This is a genomic window from Burkholderiales bacterium, assembly GCA_036262035.1.
Lineage (GTDB): Bacteria > Pseudomonadota > Gammaproteobacteria > Burkholderiales > SG8-41 > JAQGMV01.
This window is the reverse complement of record DATAJS010000023.1, coordinates 1-22,955: the sequence shown is the minus strand read 5'-3', so window position 1 is coordinate 22,955 and position 22,955 is coordinate 1. Positions and strand designations below refer to the sequence as shown.

General features: G+C 67.5%; 20 protein-coding genes. 16 read left to right on the top strand and 4 right to left on the bottom strand.

Translation table 11 applies throughout. The annotated features are described in order from the left end of the window. The first annotated feature begins 46 nt into the window (after window positions 1–46). On the top strand, window positions 47–1,102 hold the full coding sequence (gene selD, locus VHP37_23945; GenBank protein HEX2829421.1) for a selenide, water dikinase SelD: 1,056 nt from the start codon (window positions 47–49) through the stop codon (window positions 1,100–1,102). A gap of 88 nt (window positions 1,103–1,190) precedes the next feature. On the opposite strand, the gene VHP37_23940 is transcribed toward selD, so the two are convergent. Further along, window positions 1,191–1,814: an arylesterase gene (locus VHP37_23940; GenBank protein ID HEX2829420.1), complete on the bottom strand. Its 624-nt coding sequence runs from the start codon at window positions 1,812–1,814 to the stop codon at window positions 1,191–1,193. Between VHP37_23940 and VHP37_23935 the strand changes: the two genes are divergently transcribed. The 7 genes from VHP37_23935 to VHP37_23905 are packed head-to-tail and all read left to right on the top strand — an operon-like array spanning window position 1,813 to window position 11,674. Further along, on the top strand, window positions 1,813–2,514 hold the full coding sequence (locus VHP37_23935) for an ABC transporter ATP-binding protein (GenBank protein HEX2829419.1): 702 nt from the start codon (window positions 1,813–1,815) through the stop codon (window positions 2,512–2,514). The two genes, VHP37_23940 and VHP37_23935, sit on opposite strands and share 2 nt — an antisense overlap. Then, on the top strand, window positions 2,511–4,997 hold the full coding sequence (locus VHP37_23930; protein ID HEX2829418.1) for an FtsX-like permease family protein: 2,487 nt from the start codon (window positions 2,511–2,513) through the stop codon (window positions 4,995–4,997). Before VHP37_23935 ends, VHP37_23930 begins: the two co-directional genes overlap by 4 nt. A gap of 12 nt (window positions 4,998–5,009) precedes the next feature. After that, the gene (gene rmuC / locus VHP37_23925; protein HEX2829417.1) at window positions 5,010–6,275 is read left to right on the top strand and encodes a DNA recombination protein RmuC; all 1,266 of its coding nucleotides are present in this window, start codon (window positions 5,010–5,012) and stop codon (window positions 6,273–6,275) included. A 4-nt stretch (window positions 6,276–6,279) separates the two neighbouring features. After that, on the top strand, window positions 6,280–7,077 hold the full coding sequence (locus VHP37_23920; protein HEX2829416.1) for a M90 family metallopeptidase: 798 nt from the start codon (window positions 6,280–6,282) through the stop codon (window positions 7,075–7,077). Next, a complete protein-coding gene (locus VHP37_23915) occupies window positions 7,074–9,464 on the top strand; it encodes an EAL domain-containing protein (GenBank protein HEX2829415.1) in 2,391 nt (796 codons plus the stop codon). The genes VHP37_23920 and VHP37_23915 overlap by 4 nt, the downstream gene beginning before the upstream one ends. 16 nt (window positions 9,465–9,480) lie before the next feature. Then, on the top strand, window positions 9,481–10,500 hold the full coding sequence (gene glk / locus VHP37_23910) for a glucokinase (GenBank protein HEX2829414.1): 1,020 nt from the start codon (window positions 9,481–9,483) through the stop codon (window positions 10,498–10,500). A 40-nt stretch (window positions 10,501–10,540) separates the two neighbouring features. Beyond that, window positions 10,541–11,674, top strand: a complete 1,134-nt coding sequence (locus tag VHP37_23905) for a metallophosphoesterase (protein HEX2829413.1) — start codon at window positions 10,541–10,543, stop codon at window positions 11,672–11,674. A 99-nt stretch (window positions 11,675–11,773) separates the two neighbouring features. On the opposite strand, the gene mobA is transcribed toward VHP37_23905, so the two are convergent. Then, window positions 11,774–12,397: a molybdenum cofactor guanylyltransferase MobA gene (gene mobA / locus VHP37_23900; protein HEX2829412.1), complete on the bottom strand. Its 624-nt coding sequence runs from the start codon at window positions 12,395–12,397 to the stop codon at window positions 11,774–11,776. A 270-nt stretch (window positions 12,398–12,667) separates the two neighbouring features. On the opposite strand from mobA, the gene VHP37_23895 reads away from it, so the two are divergent. After that, the gene (locus VHP37_23895) at window positions 12,668–13,570 is read left to right on the top strand and encodes a cache domain-containing protein (protein HEX2829411.1); all 903 of its coding nucleotides are present in this window, start codon (window positions 12,668–12,670) and stop codon (window positions 13,568–13,570) included. Here VHP37_23895 and VHP37_23890 read toward each other — a convergent pair. Together VHP37_23890 and moaA are read right to left on the bottom strand one after the other, a co-directional pair. Continuing rightward, window positions 13,567–14,391 carry a formate dehydrogenase accessory sulfurtransferase FdhD gene (locus VHP37_23890; protein HEX2829410.1) on the bottom strand — a complete coding sequence of 275 codons (825 nt, stop codon included), beginning with the start codon at window positions 14,389–14,391 and terminating at the stop codon, window positions 13,567–13,569. The two genes, VHP37_23895 and VHP37_23890, sit on opposite strands and share 4 nt — an antisense overlap. Window positions 14,392–14,490: 99 nt before the next feature. Next, window positions 14,491–15,522 carry a GTP 3',8-cyclase MoaA gene (gene moaA, locus VHP37_23885; GenBank protein HEX2829409.1) on the bottom strand — a complete coding sequence of 344 codons (1,032 nt, stop codon included), beginning with the start codon at window positions 15,520–15,522 and terminating at the stop codon, window positions 14,491–14,493. A gap of 119 nt (window positions 15,523–15,641) precedes the next feature. Between moaA and VHP37_23880 the strand changes: the two genes are divergently transcribed. The 7 genes from VHP37_23880 to VHP37_23850 all read left to right on the top strand — a co-directional run. Further along, window positions 15,642–16,133: a DUF3305 domain-containing protein gene (locus VHP37_23880; GenBank protein ID HEX2829408.1), complete on the top strand. Its 492-nt coding sequence runs from the start codon at window positions 15,642–15,644 to the stop codon at window positions 16,131–16,133. Between the two features lie 25 nt (window positions 16,134–16,158). Beyond that, window positions 16,159–16,686, top strand: coding sequence for a DUF3306 domain-containing protein (locus tag VHP37_23875; protein HEX2829407.1), 528 nt, complete (start codon window positions 16,159–16,161; stop codon window positions 16,684–16,686). An 83-nt stretch (window positions 16,687–16,769) separates the two neighbouring features. After that, entirely contained in the window at window positions 16,770–18,878 is a 2,109-nt protein-coding gene (locus VHP37_23870) for a 4Fe-4S binding protein (protein ID HEX2829406.1), read from the top strand. An 11-nt stretch (window positions 18,879–18,889) separates the two neighbouring features. Beyond that, window positions 18,890–19,528 (top strand): molecular chaperone TorD family protein, encoded by a 639-nt coding sequence (locus tag VHP37_23865; GenBank protein HEX2829405.1) that lies wholly within the window; start codon window positions 18,890–18,892, stop codon window positions 19,526–19,528. A gap of 131 nt (window positions 19,529–19,659) precedes the next feature. Beyond that, on the top strand, window positions 19,660–19,857 hold the full coding sequence (locus tag VHP37_23860) for a formate dehydrogenase (GenBank protein ID HEX2829404.1): 198 nt from the start codon (window positions 19,660–19,662) through the stop codon (window positions 19,855–19,857). An 8-nt stretch (window positions 19,858–19,865) separates the two neighbouring features. After that, window positions 19,866–22,787 carry a formate dehydrogenase subunit alpha gene (locus VHP37_23855; GenBank protein ID HEX2829403.1) on the top strand — a complete coding sequence of 974 codons (2,922 nt, stop codon included), beginning with the start codon at window positions 19,866–19,868 and terminating at the stop codon, window positions 22,785–22,787. A 20-nt stretch (window positions 22,788–22,807) separates the two neighbouring features. Continuing rightward, window positions 22,808–22,955, top strand: a 148-nt coding sequence (locus VHP37_23850) for a formate dehydrogenase (protein HEX2829402.1), incomplete at its 3' end; no start/stop codon positions are given.

The window sequence follows — 22,955 nt, the reverse complement described above, 5'->3', positions numbered from 1 at the left end:
CAGGCGCTGCGATCACGTTTTCCCACACCCGAATTTTAAATTAAATATGAACGAGCCCATGCAAGCGCCGCTGCGCCTCACACAGTTTTCGCACGGCGGCGGCTGAGGCTGCAAGCTCACGCCAGCGTTGCTGAGCGAAATCCTCGCGAAAGCGCCGGTCGCGGCGGCGTTTCCCGACCTCATCGTCGGGAACGAGAACGCCGACGACGCGGCGGTCTATCGCCTCAACGACCATCAGGCGATCGTCGCCACGACCGACTTCTTCATGCCGATCGTCGACGATCCGTACGACTTCGGCCGCATCGCCGCGACCAACGCGATCTCGGACGTCTACGCGATGGGCGGCAAGCCGTTCATGGCGCTGGCGCTGCTCGGCATTCCGGCCGGGAAGATCCCGGTGGAGGCGGTGCTCAAGATCACCGAAGGCGGACAGGCGGTGTGCGCGGCCGCGGGCATCCCCATCGCCGGCGGGCATTCGATCGATTCGCCCGAGCCGATCTACGGCCTCGTCGCGCTGGGGCTGGTCCATCCCGATCGCGTCATTCGCAACGACGGCGCGCGCGCGGGGGACGTGCTGATCCTCGGCAAAGGGCTCGGGGTCGGCATCATGAGCGCCGCGCTCAAGAAAGGCGATCTGAAGCCCAAGGCGTACGAGCAGATGATCGACACCACGACCAAGCTCAATACGCCGGGACCCGAGCTCGCGCAGATGGCGGGCGTGCACGCGATGACCGACATCACCGGCTTCGGCCTGCTCGGGCACGTGATGGAGGTGTGCCGCGGCTCGGGGCTCAAAGCGCGCATCCGCTATGCCGACGTGCCCATTCTGTCGGCCGCGGCGTATCTGGCGGAACAGGGTTATGCGACCGGCGCCTCCGACCGCAACTGGGCGAGCTGCGAGTCGTGCGTCACGCTGCCGGCCGATGCGCCCGGCTGGCATCGCAAGATGCTCACCGATCCGCAGACAGCCGGCGGACTGCTCGTCGCGTGCGACCGCGCGGCCGCGGACAAGGTGCTCGGCGTGTTCCGCGAGCATGGTTTCGCGCAGGCCGCGGCGATCGGAGAGCTGGCCGAAGGCGAGGCGGGAATCGAAGTCGTGTGAAAGTGTTGAGTGTTGAGTGTTGAGTGAAAACCCCATTCGCCCAGCACGTGATGCTCGAGCAGACCACTAGCCCACTAAACACTCAACACTATTTTTTGCTCAGCATCGGCCTGAGGCCCTTCCACACCGTATCGAGCATCATCGCCTGCGCTTCCGCCGTCGGGTGCACCCGGTCGGCCTGGAAGAACTTCGGGTCTTCGCCGAAGCCTTCGAAGAGGAACGGCACGAACGCGACCCTCTTCGCCTTCGCGATGTCGATATAGGTCCGGTGGAACTTTTCGGTGTAGGACGGACCGTAGTTGGGTGGCAGGCGCATACCCACCAGCAGCACGTCGGCCTTGGCCTTGCGGCTCGCATCGATCATCGCTTCGAGATTACGCTTCATGATGTCGACGCTCTGCCCGCGCAGGCCGTCGTTCGCACCGAGCTCGAGCACGACGACAGCGGGCTTGTGCGCCTTGAGCGCGCCCTCGATGCGGGTCGCGCCGCCGGCCGTAGTCTCACCGCTGATGCTCGCGTTGGCGACGCGATAGTCGAAGCCTTCGTCACGCAGGCGCTTCTCGAGCAGATGGGCCCAGCCCTGCTGCTGCGCGAGCCCGTAGGCGGCGGAGAGGCTGTCTCCGAATACGAGTATCGTCCCGGGCTGGGCCGCGGCCGCGTGCAAGGCGGGAACGAGTGCGCAAGCGAGCAGAAAGAACCAGCGTGTGAGCATGAGCGAGCAGTCGAAGAGAGACAACGCAAAGAACGAGATTATCGTGAGCGTCGCCGGGCTGGGGAAAACCGTGCCGGCGGGCGCCCACGGGTTGACCATCCTCGACGATATTAGTTTCGAGGTGCGCGCGGGCGAGGCGGTCGCGATCGTCGGCGTGTCGGGATCGGGCAAGTCGACGCTGCTCGGCCTGCTCGCGGGTCTCGACACGCCGAGCGCCGGCCGCGTGCGCATCGACGGCCACGAGCTCCACGCGCTCGACGAGGACGGCCGCGCCGCCTTGCGCGGGCGCATGGTCGGCTTCGTCTTCCAGTCTTTCCAGCTCCTGCCTTCGATGACCGCGCTCGAGAACGTGATGCTTCCGCTCGAGCTCGCCGGCGACGCGTCGGCCGAGGCGGCTGCGCGCGCGATGCTCGCGCGCGTCGGTCTCGCCGAGCGGCTTGCACACTATCCGCGGCAGCTTTCGGGCGGCGAGCAGCAGCGCGTCGCGATCGCGCGCGCCTTCGTGACGCGGCCCGCGCTGCTCCTCGCCGACGAGCCCACCGGCAACCTCGATGCCGCGACCGGCACCCAGATCATCGATCTGATGTTCGAGCTCAACCGCGAGCAGGGCACGACGCTCCTGCTGGTGACGCACGACGAAGGGTTGTCGCGCCGGTGCGATCGCATGCTGAGGCTCGCCGGCGGACGGCTGGCCGCATGAAAGAGCTCGCGCTCGCGCTGCGCCTCCTGTGGCGCGACCACCGCGCGGGAGAGCTGGCGCTGATCGCGGTGGCGATGCTCGTCGCGGTGGCGAGCGTGACGACGGTCGGTTTCTTCACCGACCGCATCCACCAGGCGCTGGGACGGCAGGCGAACAACCTCCTCGGCGCCGACCTCGTCATCGCAGGCAATCAGCCGATCGACGCCGCGTTCGAAGCGGCGGCGCGCGAGCGAGGCCTCGCCATCGCCCGCTTCGCGCGCTTTCCGAGCATGGTGACGCACTCCGATAAGAACCTGCTCGCGAGCGTCAAAGCGGTGAGCGCGGGCTATCCGCTGCGCGGCGAGCTGCGCGTGAGCGACACGCTGTACGGCGCCGAACGCAGGGTCGACCAGCCGCCCGAGCGCGGCACCGCGTGGATCGACGAGCGCCTCGCGACCGAGCTCAAGCTCAGGCCGGGCGATCGAGTCGAGCTCGGCCGCAGCATGTTCGCGGTCGCGGCGTTCGTCACCCGCGAGCCCGACGTGTCGATCGGCTTCATCAACAGCGGCCCGCGCATCATCATCGGCGAGGCCGACGTCGCCGCGACCGGACTGATACAGCCGGGAAGCCGCATCAGCTATCGCCTGCTCGTGGCGGGCGCGCCGCAGGCGGTCGACGCCTACCGCGCGCACGTGTCGCCGCGCCTGCTCAAAGGGCAGCGGATCGAAGGCGTCAAGGACGCGCGGCCCGAGATCCGCTCGGCGCTCGAGCGCGCCGAGAAGTTCCTGAGCCTCTCGGCGCTGGTGAGCGTGGTGCTCGCGGCGGTGGCGGTCGGACTGTCGGCGCGACGGTTCCTCCAGCGCCATCTCGATGCGGTCGCGATCATGCGTTGCCTCGGCGCGTCGCAGGCGAAAGTGCTCAGGCTCTACGTGGTGCACTTCGCGTTGCTCGGTGTGATCGCGAGCGCGATCGGCTGCGTCGTCGGCGCTGTCGCGCAGTCGCTCCTCGCGTACTGGCTGGGCACGCTGGTGAAGGTCGAGCTGCCGCCGCCCGGCGTGCTGCCCGCAGTGCACGGGCTGCTGACCGGCATCGTGCTCCTGCTCGGGTTCGCGCTGCCGCCGCTCGTCTCGCTCAAGCGGGTGCCGACCCTGCGGGTGCTGCGCCGCGACCTCGGCGTGCCGGCGGCGAGCGGTCTTCTCGTCTATGGCGTCGGTTATGCGGCGATCGCGCTGCTCATCCTCTGGAAAGCCGAAAGCGTGCGCTTAGGGAGCGTCGTGCTCGGCGGCTTTACCGCCGCGATGCTCGGCGTCGGTCTTTTCACGTGGCTGCTGGTGAGGCTCGTCGGCGCGGTGCGCGTGCGCGCGGTCGCGTGGCGCTACGGCGTGGGCAATCTCAGGCGCCGCGCGCTCGGCAGCGTGCTGCAGGTCGTCGCGTTGGGGCTGGGCATGATGGCGCTGCTGGTGCTGACGCTCGTGCGTCACGACCTGGTGCGCGCGTGGCAGACGACGCTGCCTCCCGAAGCGCCGAACCGCTTCGTCGTCAACATCCAGGCGACCGAGGTGCCGCGCATCAAGGCTTTCTTCGAGGCGCACCGCGTGCCTGCCCCCGCGATGTTCCCGATGGTCCGCGGGCGGCTGGTGAAGATCGGCGAGCGCAGCGTGTCCGCGGCCGATTACCAGGACGAGCGCGCGCGCCGCCTCATCGACCGCGAGTTCAACCTGTCGTGGGCGGAGCGCATGCAGGCCGACAACCGCATCGTCGCGGGGGCGTGGTGGCCGGCCGCGCAGCCGCCGGCGCAGTTTTCGGTGGAGCAGGGGCTCGCGGACTCGTTGGGCATCCGCATGGGCGACGTGCTCACCTTCGACGTCGCCGGCACGCCGGTGTCGGCGCGCGTGACGAGCCTGCGCCACGTCGACTGGGACACTTTCAACGTCAACTTCTTCGTGATCGCATCGCCGGGCGTCCTGGACTCGCAGCCGGCGACGTTCGTGACGAGCTTCTACCTCGCGCCCGGCAACTCGGCGCTCATCGCCGCGCTCGTCCGCGAATTCCCGGGCGTGATCCTGATCGACGTCGCGCAGGTCCTGGGGCAGGTGCAGACGATGATGGACCAGGTCTCTCGCGCGGTGCAGTTCATCTTCCTCTTCACGCTGCTCGCCGGGCTCACGGTGCTGTATGCCGCGATCGCGAGCACACAGGACGAGCGCGTCTATCAGGCGACCATCATGCGCACGCTGGGCGCGAGCCGCGCCCAGCTCACGCGCGCGATCGTCGCGGAGTTCGCGGTGCTCGGATTGCTCGCGGGCGTGCTCGCGGCGGCGGGCGCGACGGCGCTCGCGTACGTCGTCGCGACGCGCATCCTCAACCTGCCGTTCAGCGCGAGCGCGCTGGTGTGGATCACCGGCGCGACCGCCGGCGCGATCGGCATCGCGCTTGCGGGTTATGCGGGCACCCGGCGCGTGCTCGATGCGCCTCCGCTCAAGGCGATGCGCGAGGCCGGCTGATATACTTGACTCATGGTCGAGGTCATTCTGCTCGCGCTGGTCGCCGTCGCGGTCGCGATGCTGGGCATCGTGCTCGCGCGCAGCGCCGCGCAGGCGCGTGAGATGCGGGCGCTGTCGGCGCGCCTGAACGACGCGCTCGAGGAGAAGCATCGCGGCATGCTGGTCGATCTTTCGAACGGGCTCGCGCAGCACGGCGACAGGCTGGGCAGCCGCGTCGCCGAATCGGGAGAGCGCCTGCGCACGAGCGTGTTTGATTCGCTGCGCGAGACGCGCGACACGCTGCACGCGATGAAGCTCGCGCTCACCGAGAACATGCGCGACTACCGCGAAGCGATGGTCGCGCGGCTCGCCGACACCACGCAGGCGCTGGACGCGCGCATCGACAAGCGGCTGTCGGAGATCTCGGGCAAGGTCGACGAGCGCCTCGACGAAGGCTTCAAAAAAACCAACGAGACGTTCGCAAATGTCATGGCGCGGCTCGCGACCATCGACGAAGCGCAGAAGAAGATCGAAAGCCTCACCGGGAGCGTGGTGAGCCTGCAGGAGCTGCTCGGCGACAAGCGCGCCCGCGGTGCGTTCGGCGAGGTGCAGCTCGAAGGGCTGGTGCGCAACGTGCTGCCCTCCAGCGCTTTCCGGATGCAGTGCACGCTGTCCAACGGCACCCGCGCCGATTGCGTCCTCGAGCTGCCGCCGCCCACCGGCAAGGTCGCGGTCGATTCCAAGTTCCCGCTCGAGAATTACCACCGCATGTTCGCGCCCGAGGCGACCGAGATTGAGCGCGCGGGCGCGCAGCGGCTCTTCAGGCAGGACCTGAAGCGCCATGTCGAGGCGATCAGCAGCAAATACATCATCGCCGGCGAGACGTCCGACGGCGCCGTGATGTTCGTTCCCGCGGAGGCGGTCTTCGCCGAGATCCACGCGCACCACGCCGAGATCGTCGACTTCGCCATGGCGCGGCGGGTGTGGATCGTGTCGCCGACGACGCTGATGGCGGTGCTCAACACCGCACGCGCGGTGTTGAAGGACGTCGAGACGCGCCGGCAGGTGCACGTCATCAAGGAATCGCTCGCGCGGCTCGCCATCGAGTTCAGCCGGTTCGACGAGCGCATGCGCGATCTCGCGCGCCACATCCGCCAGGCCCACGAGGACGTGGAGAAGGTGCAGGTGACGAGCGCCAAGATCTCGCAGCGCTTCGCGCAGATCGAAAGCGTGGACCTCGGGGCGGCGGAGCCTCCCGCGCTGCGCGTCGTCGAGCTGCGCGACGAGGGCAAGGGCTGAGCGCTTGGGTTGGTTCAGCCGCTGGCGGCGCAGGCGAATACTCGATCAGGCGAGCCTCGATCCCGCGGTCTGGCGCGCAACGCTGGAGCGCTACCCGTTCACCCGCGCGCTCGACGAAGCCGAGCGGACGCGCCTCTGCGAGCTCGTCAAGCTGTTCCTGCACGAAAAGCAGATACACGGCGCGGGCGGCATGGTGCTCGACGACGCGGTGCGGCTGGCGATCGCGGTGCAGGCGTGCATACTCGTCCTGAATCTCGGCCTCTCGTCGTATCGCGGCTGGGTCGAGATCATCGTATATCCCGACGAGTTCGTCGCAGAATACGAATACGTGGATGAAGCCGGCGTCGCGCACAGCGTCCAGGAGCCGATGACCGGCGAGTCGTGGGAGCGCGGCCCGGTGATACTCTCGTGGGCCGACGCCGAAGAAGCCGGACGGGGAGCGGCCTATAACGTCGTGATACACGAGTTCGCACACAAGCTGGACATGCTCAACGGGGAGGCCAACGGCTTTCCGCCGCTGCACGCCGACATGTCGCGCGAGCGCTGGTCGCAGGCGTTCGGCGACGCCTACCAGGATTTCTGCGGGCGCGTCGACGGCGGCGACGACATCGAGCTCGACGAGTACGCCGCGGAGACACCCGCGGAGTTCTTCGCGGTGATGAGCGAAGCGTTCTTCGAGTGCCCCCAGGTGGTGCGGCGCGCCTACGCGCACGTCTACGAGCAGCTCGCGCTGTTCTACCGGCAGGACCCGCTCGCGCGCAGGGGCGCGCGCGCCTACGATCGAGCGCGGGCGAGGGCATGAGCTGGTCGTTCTCCTCCCGCTATACGCTGCTCGCCGGCTTCAGCCTCCTGCTCGCGCTCCTGCTGGGCATCTCGGTGCTCGGACTCGCGCGCACCGAGCAGGTCAACCGCCGCTTGCACGACGTCATCGAAGAGCAGGACGCCAAGACCAGGCTCGTCTCGGTCATGCTCAACGTCGCGCGCGAGCGCGGGCAACTCATGGTGCAGCTCTTCAACGAGCAGCCTCCGGACGCGCGCGCGCGCTCGTCCGGGCGCTACGTCGAGCTCGGACGCGAGTTCGACGCGGTCACCGGGCAGCTCTCGGCGATGCCGCTGTCGCGCGACGAGCGGGCGGCGTTGCAGAACCTGCTCGACGCGTCGCGCCGCACGCAGGACGTACGCGACGAAGTCGTCGAGCTCGTCCTGGCGGGCGATACGACCTCGGCGCGGCGCATCCTGTACGAGCGCGGCATCGGCACGCATTACGCGTTCCAGGAATCGATGTACCTGCTCCTCGACAAGACGCGCGAGGCGACGATGGCCACGGTCGCCGAAGCGCGCGATTCGACGCGCTACGCGCTGACGCTGATCGCGGCGATCGGCGGGCTCGTGCTGGTCGGCGCGACGCTCGTCGCGACGCTGGTCACGCGCCAGGTGAAGCGCACCGAGTACGCGCTCCAGCTCGAAAAGGAGCTCGCGCAGGTGACGCTGCATTCGATCGGCGACGGCGTCATCACCACCGACGCGGGCGGCAAGGTCGAGTACCTCAACCCGGTCGCCGAGCAGTACACCGGCTGGACGACGAAGGACGCGCGCGGCAAGGCGCTCGCCGACATCTACCGCGTCATCGACGAGCGCACCGGCAAGGGCCTCGAAGCGCTGTCGTCGGTCAACGGGGTGCCCGTCGACGAGAACGACCACGGCGCGGCGGTTTCGGTGCGGCTCATCGACCGCAACGGCCGCGAATGCCCGATCCGCTATTCGCACGCCCCGATACGCAACCGCGAAGGGCGCGTGCTCGGCATGATCGTCGTGTTCCACGACATCAGCCAGATCCGCGCGATGGCGCAGCAGCTCCTGTGGCAGGCGAGCCACGACGCGCTGACCGGGCTGGTGAACCGGCGCGAGTTCGAGCGGCGCCTTGCCGAGCTCATCGACACCGCGCGCACGCAGGGCCGCGAGCACGCGCTGATGTTCATGGACCTCGACAACTTCAAGGCGGTGAACGACACCTGCGGCCACAGCGCGGGCGACGAGCTGCTGCGCCAGCTCACCTCGGTCATGCTCGCGCGCATGCGCGGCAGCGACACGCTCGCGCGCCTGGGGGGGGACGAGTTCGCCGCGCTGCTCGAATCGTGTCCCTACGACCAGGCGGTGCGCATCGCCAACGCCATGCGCGAGACGGTGCGCGAGTTCCGCTTCGTTTCGGAGGACAAGACTTTCACGGTGGGCGTATCGATCGGGCTGGTGCCGCTGACTGCGGAGACCGGCGACCTCAACCGGGTGCTGAGCCTCGCCGACGCGTGCTGCTACGAGGCCAAGAATCGCGGGCGCGACCGCGTCCAGGTCTACCGTCCCGACGAAGGCGAGGCGACCGGCAAGCACGGCGAGCTGCAGGTCGTCTCGCAGATCAACCAGGCGTTCGAGATGGGACGCTTCAGGCTGTACCGGCAGCGCATCGTCTCGCTCGCGCCGGGGCCGCAGACCGAGCCCAATTACGAAGTGCTGGTGCGCATGATCGACCGCTCGGGCAACCTCATTCCGCCGACCGGTTTCATGCCGGCGGCCGAGCGCTACAACCTGCTCACGTCGATCGAGCGCTGGGTGATCAGCTCGCTCATCGAGTACCTGCACAATCAGTGGGCGGCGGGTGCGATCCCGCGCGACGCGAGCCAGCGCGGCTATTACTCGGTGAACCTCTCGGGCGCCAGCATCAACGACAAGAGCCTGCCCGATTTCCTGCACACGCTGCTGCGGCGCTATCAGCTTCCGGCGGGACTGCTGTGCTTCGAGATCACCGAGACGACCGCGATCTCCAATCTCAATGCCGCGGCCGAGCTGATGACGGAGCTGAAAGGCATGGGCTGCCGCTTCGCGCTCGACGATTTCGGGACCGGCATGTCCTCGTTCGCGTACCTCAAGTATCTGCCGGTCGACGTGCTGAAGATCGCCGGGATGTTCGTCAAGGACATGGCGACCGACGAGATGGATTTCGCGATCATCGACGCGATCAACCGCATCGGGCACATCCTCGGCATGGAGACCGTCGCGGAGGAGGTCGAGGACGCCGACACGCTCGAGAAGATCAGCAACCTCGGCATCGATTTCGCCCAGGGTTATTTCATCGCCGCGCCGGAAGCCATCCTCCACGGGCCGACGGGGCAGCCCGTCGAGCTCACGTCGGCCTGATACGCCCGCGCAACGCATGAGCGCCACACCCGGTTACGTCATCGCCGCGGACGTCGGCGGCACCAACACCAAGCTCGCGCTCGCCGCCTGCGACCAGCGCGGCGCCTGCACGTTCGTCGCGCGCCACAACTATCGCAGCGGTGCGCACGCGACTTTCGCGCTCGCGGTCGAGGCGTTCCTGCGCGAGCCGGACGTGCAGCCGCTCGCCGATCGCGTGCGCGGCGCGTGTTTCGCGGTCGCCGGGCCGGTCGAGGAGGGCAGGGCGCGGCTCACCAATCTCGCCTGGCAGATCGACCAGGCGGAGCTCGAGGCGCATCTGCCGATCGGCAAGGTGCGCGTCATCAACGATTTCGCGGCGGCGGGTCTCGGCATCGAGCACCTGCCCGAGAACGATCTCATGACGCTGCAGGCGGGGACGCCGGTCGCACGCGCCGATCGCGTCGTGGTCGGCGCCGGCACGGGCCTGGGCGTGTGCATCCTCGATCACGACGGCGACCATTACGAGGTTCACGCGTCCGAAGGCGGCCACGCCGACTTCGCGCCGGTCGACGAGCTGCAGGACGCACTGCTGCGCTTTCTGCGCAAGGAGTTCGTGCGGGTGTCGTGCGAGCGCATCGTTTCGGGACCGGGCCTGCCGCGGATACTCACTTTTCTCGCGCAGCACACCGGCCGCGCGCCGTGCGCGGAGCTCGCGCAGGCGATGGTGACCGGCAATCCTTCGCGTGCGGTCACCGAATTCGCGATGTCGGGGCGCGATCCGCTCGCCGCGCAGGCGCTGCACATCTTCGTCTCTGCATACGGCGGCTTCGCGGGAAACGTCGCGCTGCTCGCGCTGGCGCACGGCGGCGTCTACATCGCCGGCGGCATCGCGCCCAAGATCGCGGCCAAGCTGCGCGACGGCACCTTCGTCGCGGCGTTCAACGCGAAAGGGCGCTTCGGACCGCTGATGGCCACGATCCCGGTGCACGTCGTCATGAACGAGCACCTCGGCCTCATCGGCGCGGTGCACGCGGCCGAGAGGGTTGCAAGGGTCTGACCCCGGTTTCATCGGGGTCAGACCGTGGTTTCAGGGGCCCATGTCGCGCTTCACCCTCATCGTCACCGCGATCCTCGGCGCCGGCTACGCCTACGTGGCATCGCGCCTGGGCTCGGACGTGCTCGACCGCCTCGCGCTCGCGGTGCCTTTCTTCCTGGTGTGGATCGTGCCGATGTACTACTGGCGCCGCGATCGCGACGAGCAAGGCCGCTTCGACGCGATGGTCCACGTCGCGAGCTATCTCTCGATGGCGTGGCTGTCGTTCCTCGTCGTCGCCACGCTTCTGCGCGACGCGCTGCTCGCCGGGACGGCGCTCGTGCAGGCCGCGGAGGCGCACGCTTTCGTCCGGGCGCACGGCACGCCGCTCGTGTACGCGGCGTCGGTGCTCGCGCTCTTCATCGGCGCGCTCACCGCGCTGCGCGGACCGCGCCTCACGACGGTCGACGTGCCGGTCGAAGGCTTGCATCCCGATCTCGACGGCTTCCGGATCGTCCAGGTGAGCGACCTGCACGTCGGCCTGACGATACGCAAGGGCTACGTGAGGCGCGTGGTGGCGCTCGCCAATTCGGTGGACGCGGACATGGTCGCGCTCACCGGCGACATCGTCGACGGCAGCGTCGAAGCGCTCGAGCCGCATGTGGCAAAGCTCGCGGAGCTCGAAGCGCCGGCGTTTTTCATCCTCGGCAACCACGACTGCTATTCGGGCGCCGCGCAGTGGTGCGGGCGATTTCGCGCGATGGGCATGCGCGTGCTGCTGAACGCGGGCGAGGCGTTGACGAAAGGGCGGGCGACGGTATGGATCGGCGGCGTCGTCGATCCGGCGATACGCCTGTCCAATCCCGCGTTATCGCCCGATGCGCAGCTCGCGGCGCGCGGTGCCGACGGCGCCGACTTTCGCGTGCTGCTCGCGCACAATCCCAAGCTCGCAAAGCTCGGCGCGCACGCCGGCTTCGATCTGCAGCTCTCCGGCCACACCCACGGCGGACAGTTCTTTCCGTGGACGCTCGCCGTGCGCCTCGTCCACGCGCCGCACGTCGCCGGCCTCTCGCGCGAGGGCCGCATGTGGGTCTACGTAAGCGCGGGCACCGGGACGTGGGGACCGCCCGTGAGGTTCGGGACGACGCCGGAGCTGACGGTGGTGAGGCTGGTGCGAAAGCGTGACGAGAAAAGGTGACGGATGAAACAGTGACGGATAGAACGGTGACGCGCCTCACCCCGGGAGATTTCGTCACCGCATCACCCGTCACCGCCTTATCCGTCACCGCATCATCCGTCACTTCCCCTCGAACCCGTTCAACTCCTCCCGCGTATTGATATTGCTGAACGCCTCGGCCTCATCATCGAACGTGACCTCAGTCACCTTCAGCGCCGAGTACCACGCGTCGATCTTGCGGCCGCCGGAGGCGAGGAAGGCGGTGAGGCCGGCGAGCACGCTCTTGCGGCACAGGCAGAAGACCGGGTGCGGCTGGTCGCCGGTCTTCGCCACCGCGAGCTCGGCGCCTTGTGCTTCGAGCGCCGATCGCAGCCGCGATACCAGGTCTTCGGGCAGGAACGGCGAGTCGCAAGGTACCGTCGCGACGAGATCGAAGCGCGCCTCGGTCAGGCCGCGGTGCAGCCCCGCGAGGGGCCCCGCGAAACCGCCGATCTCGTCCGGCACCACGCGCGCGCCGAAACGCCCGTAGGTTTCTGCGTTCTGGTTCGCGTTGACGAGGAGCTCCTCGACCTGCGGCGCGAAGCGCTCGACCACCCATTGGACCATCGGCCTGCCGCGCAGCGGCTGCAGGCCTTTGTCGACGCCGCCCATGCGCCGGCCCAGGCCTCCGGCGAGGACGACGCCGGTCACGCCACGCGCGTGGGGGAATCTCGACAGGTTGCGGTTGTTCGGGGAGGTGGGCATGGCTGCGAAAGGCGCTATGGCGGATGAAGCGGTGTTTCTTAATGGATCGCGGCGGGGCCGGCTGCGGTCTAATTTCGCATTTCGTCAAACCGCACCGACGCAACAAGGAACCCATTTTAACGCCCGACCCATCGCTCGACCTGCGCCTTGCAGCGCGGGAAGCCGGTCCTCGGCGCGCGTGGCGCGATTCCCCAGCCAACGATGCCTTTTCGAACTTTACTGCCCCGCCGCCGGCAGAGTCGCGCCGGTGTATGGATCGCTCTCACCGTCGTGGCGGTCACGCTCGTCGCGTCGCGAGTCGCCGAGTCCGTGTCGGCCGACCGGGCACGCGAGCGCAGCTCGATCACCCTGACCACGCTCGCGCAACAGGTCGCGGTGAAGCTCGATCGCGGGATGTTCGCGTTGTATCGCGAATTCCAGCTCCTCTCGACCAAACCCACCCTTGGCGATCCGGCGATACCGGTCGAGGAGAAGCAGCGCCTGCTCGACCAGATGCAGCGCACGCACCCGGCCTACGCGTGGATAGGCGCCACCGACCGGCAGGGGAAGGTGATCGCGGCGGCACAGGGACTGCTCGTGGGCGCGGATGTCTCGCAGCGGCCGTGGTTCGCCAACGCGCTGCAGGAGCGCTACGTGGGCGACGTTCACGAGGCCGTGCTGCTCGCCTCCAGGCTTCCGAACCCGGACGGCGAGCCGCTGCGCTTCGTCGACATCGCTTTTCCGTATCACGATCCAGCGGGCAATATCGCCGGCATACTCGGCGCGCACCTGCTCTGGTCGTGGGCCGACGGTGTACACCGCGCGGTGCTCGCGAGGCACGCCGCGGGCCTCGAGGGCGTGCAGGTTTTCATCGCCGCCGGCGACGGCACGGTCGTTCTTGGTCCGAAAGGGACGGTCGGCGGCCTGTTGCGCGTGCGCGGCGGCGATGGCGACGGCAGCGTCGCGACGGTGGAGCGCTGGCCGGATGCGGGACGCTTCGTGGCGGGTTACAGCCGCACCCGCGGCTTTCAGAGCTATCCGGGGCTGGGCTGGTCGGTCGTCGTGCGGCTGCCCGCCGCTATCGCGCTCGCACCTTCGGTGTCGCTCGGCAGGCGGGTGATGTGGAGCGGCTTCGCGCTCGCCCTGCTGTGCCTCGCCTTCGGCTTCGCGCCGAGATCGCTGTCGCGCGGCTAGGCGAGCATCGTCGGCGTCACGGTCTTCACGAACCGCTCGCGGCCGGTGAACAGCAGGTAGTGCTTGTTCACCGCGCGTCCGATCATCGTGATGCCCACGCGCTTTGCGATCGCGTGACCCATCTGCGTGAGCCCCGAGCGCGACACCAGGAACGGTATGCCCATCTGCGCGGTCTTGATGACCATCTCGGAGGTGAGCCGCCCGGTGGTGTAGAAGATCTTGTCCGAGCCGTCGACGCCGTCCAGCCACAACTGGCCGGCGATGGCATCGACCGCGTTGTGGCGGCCGACGTCCTCGACGAAGTACAGGATGTCTCCGCCTGACGCCAGCGCGCAGCCGTGCACCGCGCCCGCGCTCTTGTAGATCGTCTCGTGCCGGCGCACCGCATCGAGGAGCTCGTACAGCGTCTCCTCTTCGAGCGTGACGTCGCTGCGCAGCCGGATCGTGTCGACCTCATCCATGAGGCTGCCGAACACCGTGCCCTGGCCGCAGCCGGTCGTGACCGTGCGCTTGCCCATCTTCGCGTCGAGATCGCCGAGCCCCGCGCGCGTGGTGACCGCGACCGCGTCGGTCTCCCAGTCGACCTGCACTTCGGCGATCTCATCGATCGAGCGCGCGAGCCGCTGGTTGCGCAGATAACCGAGCGCGAGCGCTTCGGGCGCCTGGCCGAGCGTCATCAGGGTCACGATCTCGCGCTTGTCGACGTACAGTGTCAGGGGATGCTCGCCGGCGATCGAGGTCGGCAGCAATTCGCCGCGTTCGTTGAGGGCGTCGACTTCGAAAGTGAGGGGGCGGGAGGCGTGGGAAAGCTTGGGTTTCATCTGCTTGGAGAGAGGAGAGAGGAGAGAAGAGAGAGGAGATAGGAGATAGGAGAGGAGTCATGCGAAGCTTTTCTTCTCTCTCCTGTCTCCTTTTTCCCCTCAGCCTCCGATATACGACATTTCGATTTTCTTGAGCGGCACCGTCTGCGACGTGCGGATCTCGGAATAACGGTCGGCGCGTCGGGTCCATACCGCACGTATCTTCTGCTCGATGTCTTCGTCGCCGGCGCCTTCGCGCAACAGCGTGCGCAGATCGGTGCCTTCGGTCGCGAAAAGGCACGTGTAGAGCTTGCCCTCGGTCGAGATGCGCGCGCGCGTGCAGTCGCGGCAGAAAGCCTGGGTGACCGAAGCGATGACGCCGATCTCGCCCGAGCCGTCCTTGTAACGCCAGCGCTCGGCGACTTCGCCGGTGTAGTTGGCGTCGGCGGGCTCGAGCGGCATCTCGGCGGCTATCGTCGAGACGATCTCGCGCGCGGTGACGACGTCGTCGAGCCGCCAGCCGTTGGTCGCGCCGACGTCCATGTATTCGATGAAGCGCAGGATGTGGCCGCGCTCCCTGAAGAAGCGCGCCATCGGCAGGATCTCGTGCTCGTTCATGCCGCGCTTCACCACCATGTTGACCTTGACCGGCGCAAGCCCTGCGGCCGCCGCCGCGTCGATGCCTTCGATCACGCGCGCGACCGGAAAGTCGACGTCGTTCATGCGTTTGAATATCGCATCGTCGAGCGCATCGAGGCTCACGGTCACGCGCTGCAGACCGGCGGCTTTCAACGCCGGCGCTTTCTTCGCGAGCGTCGAGCCGTTGGTGGTCAGCGTGAGGTCGAGGCCGAGCTCAGCGAGCATGCCGATGAGCTGCTCGAGATTGCGGCGCACGAGCGGCTCGCCGCCGGTCAGGCGGATCTTCTCGATGCCGAGGCGCTGGAAGATGCGCGCCAGGCGCGTGATCTCTTCGAACGAGAGCAGGGCCTTGCGCTCGAGGAACGCGTAGTCCTTGCCGAACACCTCCTTCGGCATGCAGTAGACGCAGCGGAAGTTGCAGCGGTCGGTGACCGAGATGCGCAGGTCGCGCAGCGGCCGCCCCAGCGCGTCGCGCAGGACGCCCGTCGGCGCCGCGAGTGTGGAAGAAGTCATGAAGGCCCGATTATCGCAGCCGCGCAGCAGCCTGCGCAAGGAATGACCACTTAGAAATCAGTGATTTGGACCGCGTTTTCGGTTGAATGTGCCGCGTCGCTGGCGCACAATCCACAATCATGGAGAACGAAGCCGACGACCACCGATCGCCTCCGCTCGCGGTCATCATGGAGCGCACCGCGCTCGAGAACCGCTGGGCGAGCGAGCGCTGGGAGGTCATCGGCGTGCTGCGCGATCCCGACCCGGCGCAGAGTACGACGCGCGTCATCGTGCAGAACGATCGCTGCACCCAGACGCTGTATCCCGGCTATCGACTCGTGCTCATGCGCGACGAGGCCGAAGGTTACTACCTCAATCTCACCTCGCCCGAGCCCAAGGTTTTCGTGCTCTGGCGCTGGATCGAGGAGGTCGCACAGCCCCAGCGCATCACCGTCAGCTACGGCGAAGGCGCGCGCTGGGCCGACAGCGGCGAGCAGGTCGACGGCGTGGCCATCCCGCCGGAGCTGCTGCCGTGGATCGCGGCGTTCGTCGAAAAACATTACGAGCCCGAGCCGCCGAAGAAAAAGCGCTATGCAAGCAGCAAGGACCGCGGCAGGATGGGGCAGGTGTGAAGTCTTGAATGTTGAGCGTTGAGTGATGAGTGAACGGCGGGAGGGCGAGGGGTTCCTGGGCCGGTGGTCGCGGATGAAGACCGAGGCGCGCACGGCCGAGCCCGAGCCGCCGTCGGACGTAGCGGCGCCTGCCTCCGCCGTCACTGCGGAAGAAGTGCCGCCGGAGCTGCCGCCGGTCGAATCGCTGACGATCGACTCCGATTTCCGCGGGTTTTTCCACCCCAAAGTCGACGAAGACCTGCGCCGCAGCGCGCTGCGCAAGCTCTTCAGCGATCCGCACTTCAACGTGATGGACGGTCTCGACGTCTACATCGACGATTACTCGGTCAGCGAGCCGATACCGCCTGCGATGCTTGCCGGATTGAAGCAGGCGCAGCGCATCCTGCGCTGGGCGGAAGGGCACGATGACGAGCGCGAAGAAGAGCGTAGCGAAGCCGTCGCCGAACCCGAGGCCTGCGCGCCGGATGCGCCCGCCGCCATCACCGCCGCGCCGAGCGACACCGTGGCGGCCGTTCCCGACCCGGCGCCGCAAGCCGTTGCCAAACCCGATTGAGAAGCCGCGCGCGAGCCGGGTCGGCCCGCGCTTCGGTCCATAGCGGCAGCGAGCGCCGCCGATCAGCCTAGAATCCGCCAGCCATGAGCCAGCCCCGCTGCAATCTCCTCCTCTGCAACTGCAACCGCACGTTCTCCATCGATGCCAAGGCGGTCGCTTCCGCGCTCGACGTCAAAGTCGTGCCGCAGGTCGCGAGCGAGCTGTGCCGCCGGCAGGTCGGACGCTTCGAGACCGCGGTGAAGACCGGCGACGATACGCTCGTCGCGTGCACTCAGGAGGCGCCGCTCTTCAGCGAGCTGCATCACGAGCTGCAGGCGAAGGGCGACATCCGCTTCGTCAACATCCGCGAGAACGCGGGCTGGTCGGCCGAAGGCGGTGAGGCCGCGGCGAAGATCGCCGCGCTGCTCGCGCTTGCCGACCTCCCGGCGCCCGAGCCGGTGCCGGTGGTGCAGTACACGTCCGCGGGTCAGCTTCTCATCATCGGTCCGGCGGCGGCCGCGCTCGACTGGGCCGAGCGCCTCGCGTCCGAGCTTGCGGTCACGGTGCTGCTGACCGAAAGCGCCGCCGACGCCGAGCTTCCGCTGGAGCGCCGCTATCCGGTCTATTCGGGCAGCTTTGTTACGCTCACCGGCCACCTCGGCGCGTTCGACGTCACGTGGCGGCAGGCAAACCCCATCGATCTCGACGTGTGCACGCGCTGCGGCGCCTGCGCCCGGGTCTGCCCGGAGGGGGCGATCGACGCGACGCTGCAAGTCGATCTCGATCGGTGCAAGAGCCACCGCAAGTGCGTCGCCGCCTGCGGCATCGCCGGCGCGATCGATTTCGACCGCGCGGCGACCGAGCGCGAGGACCGCTTCGACCTCGTGCTGGATCTTTCGCGCGAGCCGCTGATGAAGATGAGCCAGCCGCCGCAGGGCTATCTCGCGCCCGGCGCCGATCCGCTGGAGCAGTCGCTCGCCGCGGCCGCGCTCGCCAAGCTCGTCGGTGAGTTCGAGAAGCCGAAGTACTTCGCGTACAACGAGAAGATCTGCGCGCACAGCCGCTCGGAGATCGTCGGCTGCACGAAGTGCGTCGACGTGTGCTCGACCGCGGCGATCACCGCGGACACCGCGAACAACCGGGTGGTCGTCGATACGCATCTGTGCATGGGCTGCGGCGCGTGCGCGAGCGTGTGTCCGACCGGCGCGATGACTTACGCGTATCCGAAAGCCGCCGACATCGGCGAGCGCCTGCGCACGGTGCTGCGCGTGTACCGCGCTGCGGGCGGTCGGGATGCGACGCTGCTCTTTCATAACGCGACCGACGGCCGGACGCTGGTCCACCGGCTCGGCGCGCGGGGCCGCGGATTGCCGGCGCACGTCATCCCGCTGGAAGTGCATCACGCCGTTTCGATCGGACCGGATATCCTGCTGGGCGCGCTCGCGCTGGGGGCCGGTGAGGTCGCAGTGCTTTTCGCCGGCAGCGAAGCGCCGGAATATCCCGCAGCGCTGCAGCGCGAGATCGCGCTGTGCAACACCGTCGTCGGCGCTCTCGGCTACGCGGGCGAGCGCGCGCGCCTCGTCACCGCCGAAGACGTCAAGGCGCTCGACGCCGACGTGTGGTCGCGGCCGCGCGCGAGCGCTTTCGAGCCCGCCACCTTCAACCTGACGAACGAGAAGCGGCGCACGCTCGACGCGGTGATCGACCACCTCGCGCGCCATGCGCCCGCGGCCCCGGCGGCGATCGAGCTCAAAGCCGGGGCGCCGTTCGGCGCTCTCGAAGTGAATCGGCAGTCGTGCACGCTGTGCATGGCGTGCGTGGGCGCGTGTCCCGCCAACGCCTTGGTCGATTCGAAGGAGACGCCGCAGCTGAGGTTCGTCGAGCGCAACTGCGTGCAGTGCGGCCTCTGCGCCAAGACCTGCCCCGAGGATGCGATTACCCTCGTGCCGCGCCTTCTGCTCGGCGCCGAGGCGAAGAACGCGCGCGTGCTGAACGAGGCCGAGCCGTTCGACTGCGTGCGCTGCGGCAAACCGTTCGGCACGCGGCGGATGATCGACGGTATGCTCGCGCGGCTCACCGGCCACGCGATGTTCGCCACGCCCGAGGCGCTGCGGCGGCTTCAGATGTGCGCGGATTGCCGCGTGCTGGACATGATGGCGACGCAGGGCTCGGCCAGCATTTTCGAATATCCCTCAGCGGGTGCGAAGGAATGATCGTGGAAGAGATGGACAGGCCGCTCAGCGAGGAAGACAAGGCGCGCGCCGACTGTTATGCGCTCGTGTCCCGGCTGTTCTACGCGCCGGTCGATGCCGAGCTCCTCGCGGTGATCGGCGGGAGCCCGAAGCTCGAGCTGGCCGACGGCGAATCGCTGGAGCTCGTCACGTGGGAAATCGAGGCCGACGAGACGCCCTACAGCAAGGCGATGAAGACCCTCAAGGACGCGTGCGCGAGCGCCGAGCCGGATGCGCTGCGCCAGGAATACGACGACCTCTTCACCGGCGCGGGCAAGGCGCTGGTGACGCCGTATACGTCGGGCTACGCCGATCCGCACGCGCCCGACCGTTATCTCGTCGCGCTGCGCGAGCACCTCATCGCGTGGGGCCTTGCCCGGCGCGACGCGGTATTCGAGATCGAAGACCACGTCTCCGCGGTCTGCGACGTGATGCGCTGGCTGATCGAGCGCGAGCGTCCGCTCGAGGAGCAGCACGCGTTCTTCAACGATTTCGTCTACACGGGAGTGGGGACTTTCTGCGATGCAATAGAAGCGCGCGCCCAGACCGCGTTCTACAAAGCCGTCGCAGGGGTCGCCCGCACCTTCCTCACGATAGAAAAAGAAGCGTTCGACCTCCACGCGGCGCAGTGACGCGCCAACTTCGCGCGCAGGAATAAAAGCCGAGCGCAACCTGTGTATTCCTCAGGACATAGGAATATGTTGCTTCCGACATAGGTCAAGGGTAGATTGCGCACTATGTTGGAGCAAACAGAGGAGGAGTCATGAAGCCCACTCGAACAAAGCTCTCGCGCCGCAACTTCCTGCTCGCGGCTACGGCGGGCACCGCAGCAACCGCCGCGGCCGTCATCGGTAAACAACCCGTCGAACAATCGAGCGCCGGCGCCGCCGACCAGCCCAAGGACAAGGGCTACCAGGTCACCGAGCACGTCCAGAACTACTACCGCACCGCCCGTATCTAGGAGGTTCCATGCTCACGCGCAAGTCGACGGGAGTTTCCGCGGCGAGGAGCCGCCTTGTACGTCCGGTCACGAGCCTCCTGGGTCGCACGGTCGATCGCCGCAGCTTCCTGAAGAGCTCGGGCATCACGCTGGGCGCCGGTGCGGTGGCGAGCCAGTTGCCGTTCTCGATCGTGTCCGAAGCGCCGGCCGCCGATCAGCAGCCCGCCACGCAGGTCCAGACCAAGCGCACGGTGTGCACGCACTGCTCGGTCGGCTGCTCGGTCGACGCGGTCGTGCAGAACGGCGTCTGGGTGCGGCAGGAACCGGTGTTCGACTCGCCGATCAACCTCGGCGCGCACTGCGCGAAGGGCGCTTCGATCCGCGAGCACGGCATGACCCACGACTCGCATCGGCTGAAGTATCCGATGAAGCTCGTGGACGGCAAGTGGCAGCGTATCTCGTGGGACGTCGCGCTGAACGAAGTCTCGCAAAAGCTCGCAGCGATCAAGAAAGAGTCCGGACCCGACGCCACCTTCTGGATCGGCTCGTCGAAGCACAACAACGAGCAGTCGTACCTTCTGCGCAAGTTCGTGTCGATGTTCGGCACGAACAACATGGACCACCAGGCGCGCATCTGTCACTCGACCACGGTCGCCGGCGTCGCGAACACCTGGGGCTACGGCGCGATGACCAACTCGTACAACGACGAGCAGAACTCGAAGTGCATCATGTTCTTCGGGTCGAACGCTTCCGAAGCGCACCCCGTCTCGATGCTGCACACCCTGCACGCGAAAGAGACAGGCGCGAAGGTGATCGTCGTCGATCCGCGCTTCACGCGCACCGCGGCCAAGGCCGACAAGTACTACCGCATCCGTTCGGGAACCGACGTCGCGTTCCTGATGGGCCTGCTGCACATCATTTTCAAGAACGGCTGGGAAGACAAGGAATACATCCGCACGCGCGTCTACGGCATGGACAAGGTGCGCGTGGAAGCCGCGAAGTGGACGCCCGAGGAAACCGAGCGCGTCACGGGTATCCCGGCGGCCGGGATGCTCGACATCGCCGAGACATTCTCGAAGAACAGGCCGAGCTCGCTCGTGTGGGCGATGGGCCAGACGCAGCACACCAACGGCAATGCGATCGTGCGCGCTTCGTGCATCGTGCAGCTCGCGCTGGGCAACATCGGCGTGGCCGGCGGCGGCTGCAACATCTATCGCGGCCACGACAACGTGCAGGGCGCGACCGACATCGGCCCGAACCCCGACTCGCTGCCCGGCTACTACGGCGTCGCGACGGGCTCGTGGAAGCATTTCGCGGCGGTCTGGGGCGTCGATTACGAGTGGCTGAAAGCGCAGTTCCAGAACCAGACGATGATGGAGAAGCCCGGCATCACCGTCTCGCGCTGGATCGACGCGGTGCTGGAGAAGAACGAGGTCCTCGACCAGGACCCGAACGTGCGCGCGGTGGTGTACTGGGGCCACGCGCCCAACTCGCAGAACCGCGGCAAGGAGATGCTCGAGGCGATGAAGAAGCTCGACCTTCTCGTCGTCATCGATCCGTATCCGTCGGCGACTGCCGCAATGGGCGCGCTGGTGCGCAAGGAGAACATGTATCTCCTGCCCGCGGCGACCCAGCTCGAGTGCGAAGGCTCGGTGACCGCGTCCAACCGCTCGCTGCAGTGGCGCGAGAAGGTGATCGACCCGTTGTTCGAAGCGCGCACCGATCACATGATCATGTATCAGCTCGCGCAGAAGTTCGGCTTCGACAAGCAGTTCGTCGGGAACATCAAGCTGCAGAAGGGCAAGGGCGGCATGGACGAGCCGTCGATGGAAGACACGCTGCGCGAAGTCAACCGCGGCATGTGGACGATCGGCTACACGGGGCAATCGCCGGAACGCCTGCAGGCGCACATGCGCAACCAGCACGTCTTCGACGTGAAGACGCTGAAAGCCAAAGGCGGCAAGGACGCCAAGACCGGCTACGTGCTCGACGGCGATTACTACGGCCTGCCGTGGCCGTGCTACGGCACGCCGGAGCTCAAGCACCCGGGCTCGCCGAACCTGTATCAGACCAGCCGGCACATCATGGACGGCGGCGGCAACTTCCGCGCGAACTTCGGCGTCGAGCGCGACGGCGTGAACCTGCTCGCCGAGGACGGCTCGCACTCGCAGGGCGCGGACATCACGACCGGCTATCCCGAGTTCGATCACGTGCTCATGAAAAAGCTCGGCTGGTGGGACGAGCTCACGCCCGAAGAGCAGAAGCTCGCCGAAGGCAAGAACTGGAAGACCGATCTGTCCGGCGGCATCCAGCGCGTCGTGATGAAGAATCACGGCTGCCATCCCTGGGGCAACGCCAAGGCCCGAGCGGTGGTGTGGAACTTCCCCGACGGCGTTCCGCTGCACCGCGAGCCGCTGTTCAGCCCGCGTCCGGACCTCATCGAGAAGTATCCGACCCACGCCGACCAGAAGGTGCGCTGGCGCATGCCGGTGCTCTTCAAGACGGTGCAGGACGCGAACAAGAACGCCGTGCAGCAGTATCCGCTCATCCTCACCAGCGGGAGGCTGGTCGAGTACGAAGGCGGCGGCGACGAGACGCGCTCCAACCCGTGGCTCGCCGAGCTGCAGCAGGAAGCCTTCGTCGAGATCAACCCGAAGGACGCCAACGACCGGGGCGTGCGCAACAACGAGTACGTGTGGCTCGAGACGCCGAGCAAGGCGCGGCTCAAAGTCAAGACGCAGGTGACCGAGCGCGTCGGACCCGGAACGGTCTTCATGCCGTTCCACTTCGCCGGGTGGATGGAAGGCAAGGATCTGCTGCCGTATTACCCCGAGGGATCGGCGCCGATCGTGCGCGGCGAAGCGGTCAACACCGCGATGACCTACGGCTACGACATCGTGACGATGATGCAGGAAACCAAGGTCACGCTCTGTCAGGTCCAGAAGGCGTAATCGGCTAGGAGGAAACCAGAATGGCCAGAATGAAATTCCTGTGCGACGCCGAGCGCTGCATCGAGTGCAACGGCTGCGTCACCGCGTGCAAGCAGGAGCACGAGATTCCCTGGGGCGTGAACCGCCGCCGCGTGGTCACGCTGAACGACGGCCTGCCGGGCGAGAAGT

Coding starts and splice junctions, on each gene's coding strand:
- VHP37_23935 (HEX2829419.1), top strand. CDS start 1,813: ATGAGCGAGCAGTCGAAGAGAGACAACGCAAAGAACGAGATTATCGTG.
- VHP37_23940 (HEX2829420.1), bottom strand. CDS start 1,814: ATGCTCACACGCTGGTTCTTTCTGCTCGCTTGCGCACTCGTTCCCGCC.
- VHP37_23930 (HEX2829418.1), top strand. CDS start 2,511: ATGAAAGAGCTCGCGCTCGCGCTGCGCCTCCTGTGGCGCGACCACCGC.
- rmuC (HEX2829417.1), top strand. CDS start 5,010: ATGGTCGAGGTCATTCTGCTCGCGCTGGTCGCCGTCGCGGTCGCGATG.
- VHP37_23915 (HEX2829415.1), top strand. CDS start 7,074: ATGAGCTGGTCGTTCTCCTCCCGCTATACGCTGCTCGCCGGCTTCAGC.
- glk (HEX2829414.1), top strand. CDS start 9,481: ATGAGCGCCACACCCGGTTACGTCATCGCCGCGGACGTCGGCGGCACC.
- VHP37_23905 (HEX2829413.1), top strand. CDS start 10,541: ATGTCGCGCTTCACCCTCATCGTCACCGCGATCCTCGGCGCCGGCTAC.
- mobA (HEX2829412.1), bottom strand. CDS start 12,397: ATGCCCACCTCCCCGAACAACCGCAACCTGTCGAGATTCCCCCACGCG.
- VHP37_23890 (HEX2829410.1), bottom strand. CDS start 14,391: ATGAAACCCAAGCTTTCCCACGCCTCCCGCCCCCTCACTTTCGAAGTC.
- moaA (HEX2829409.1), bottom strand. CDS start 15,522: ATGACTTCTTCCACACTCGCGGCGCCGACGGGCGTCCTGCGCGACGCG.
- VHP37_23880 (HEX2829408.1), top strand. CDS start 15,642: ATGGAGAACGAAGCCGACGACCACCGATCGCCTCCGCTCGCGGTCATC.
- VHP37_23875 (HEX2829407.1), top strand. CDS start 16,159: ATGAGTGAACGGCGGGAGGGCGAGGGGTTCCTGGGCCGGTGGTCGCGG.
- VHP37_23870 (HEX2829406.1), top strand. CDS start 16,770: ATGAGCCAGCCCCGCTGCAATCTCCTCCTCTGCAACTGCAACCGCACG.
- VHP37_23865 (HEX2829405.1), top strand. CDS start 18,890: ATGGACAGGCCGCTCAGCGAGGAAGACAAGGCGCGCGCCGACTGTTAT.
- VHP37_23860 (HEX2829404.1), top strand. CDS start 19,660: ATGAAGCCCACTCGAACAAAGCTCTCGCGCCGCAACTTCCTGCTCGCG.
- VHP37_23855 (HEX2829403.1), top strand. CDS start 19,866: ATGCTCACGCGCAAGTCGACGGGAGTTTCCGCGGCGAGGAGCCGCCTT.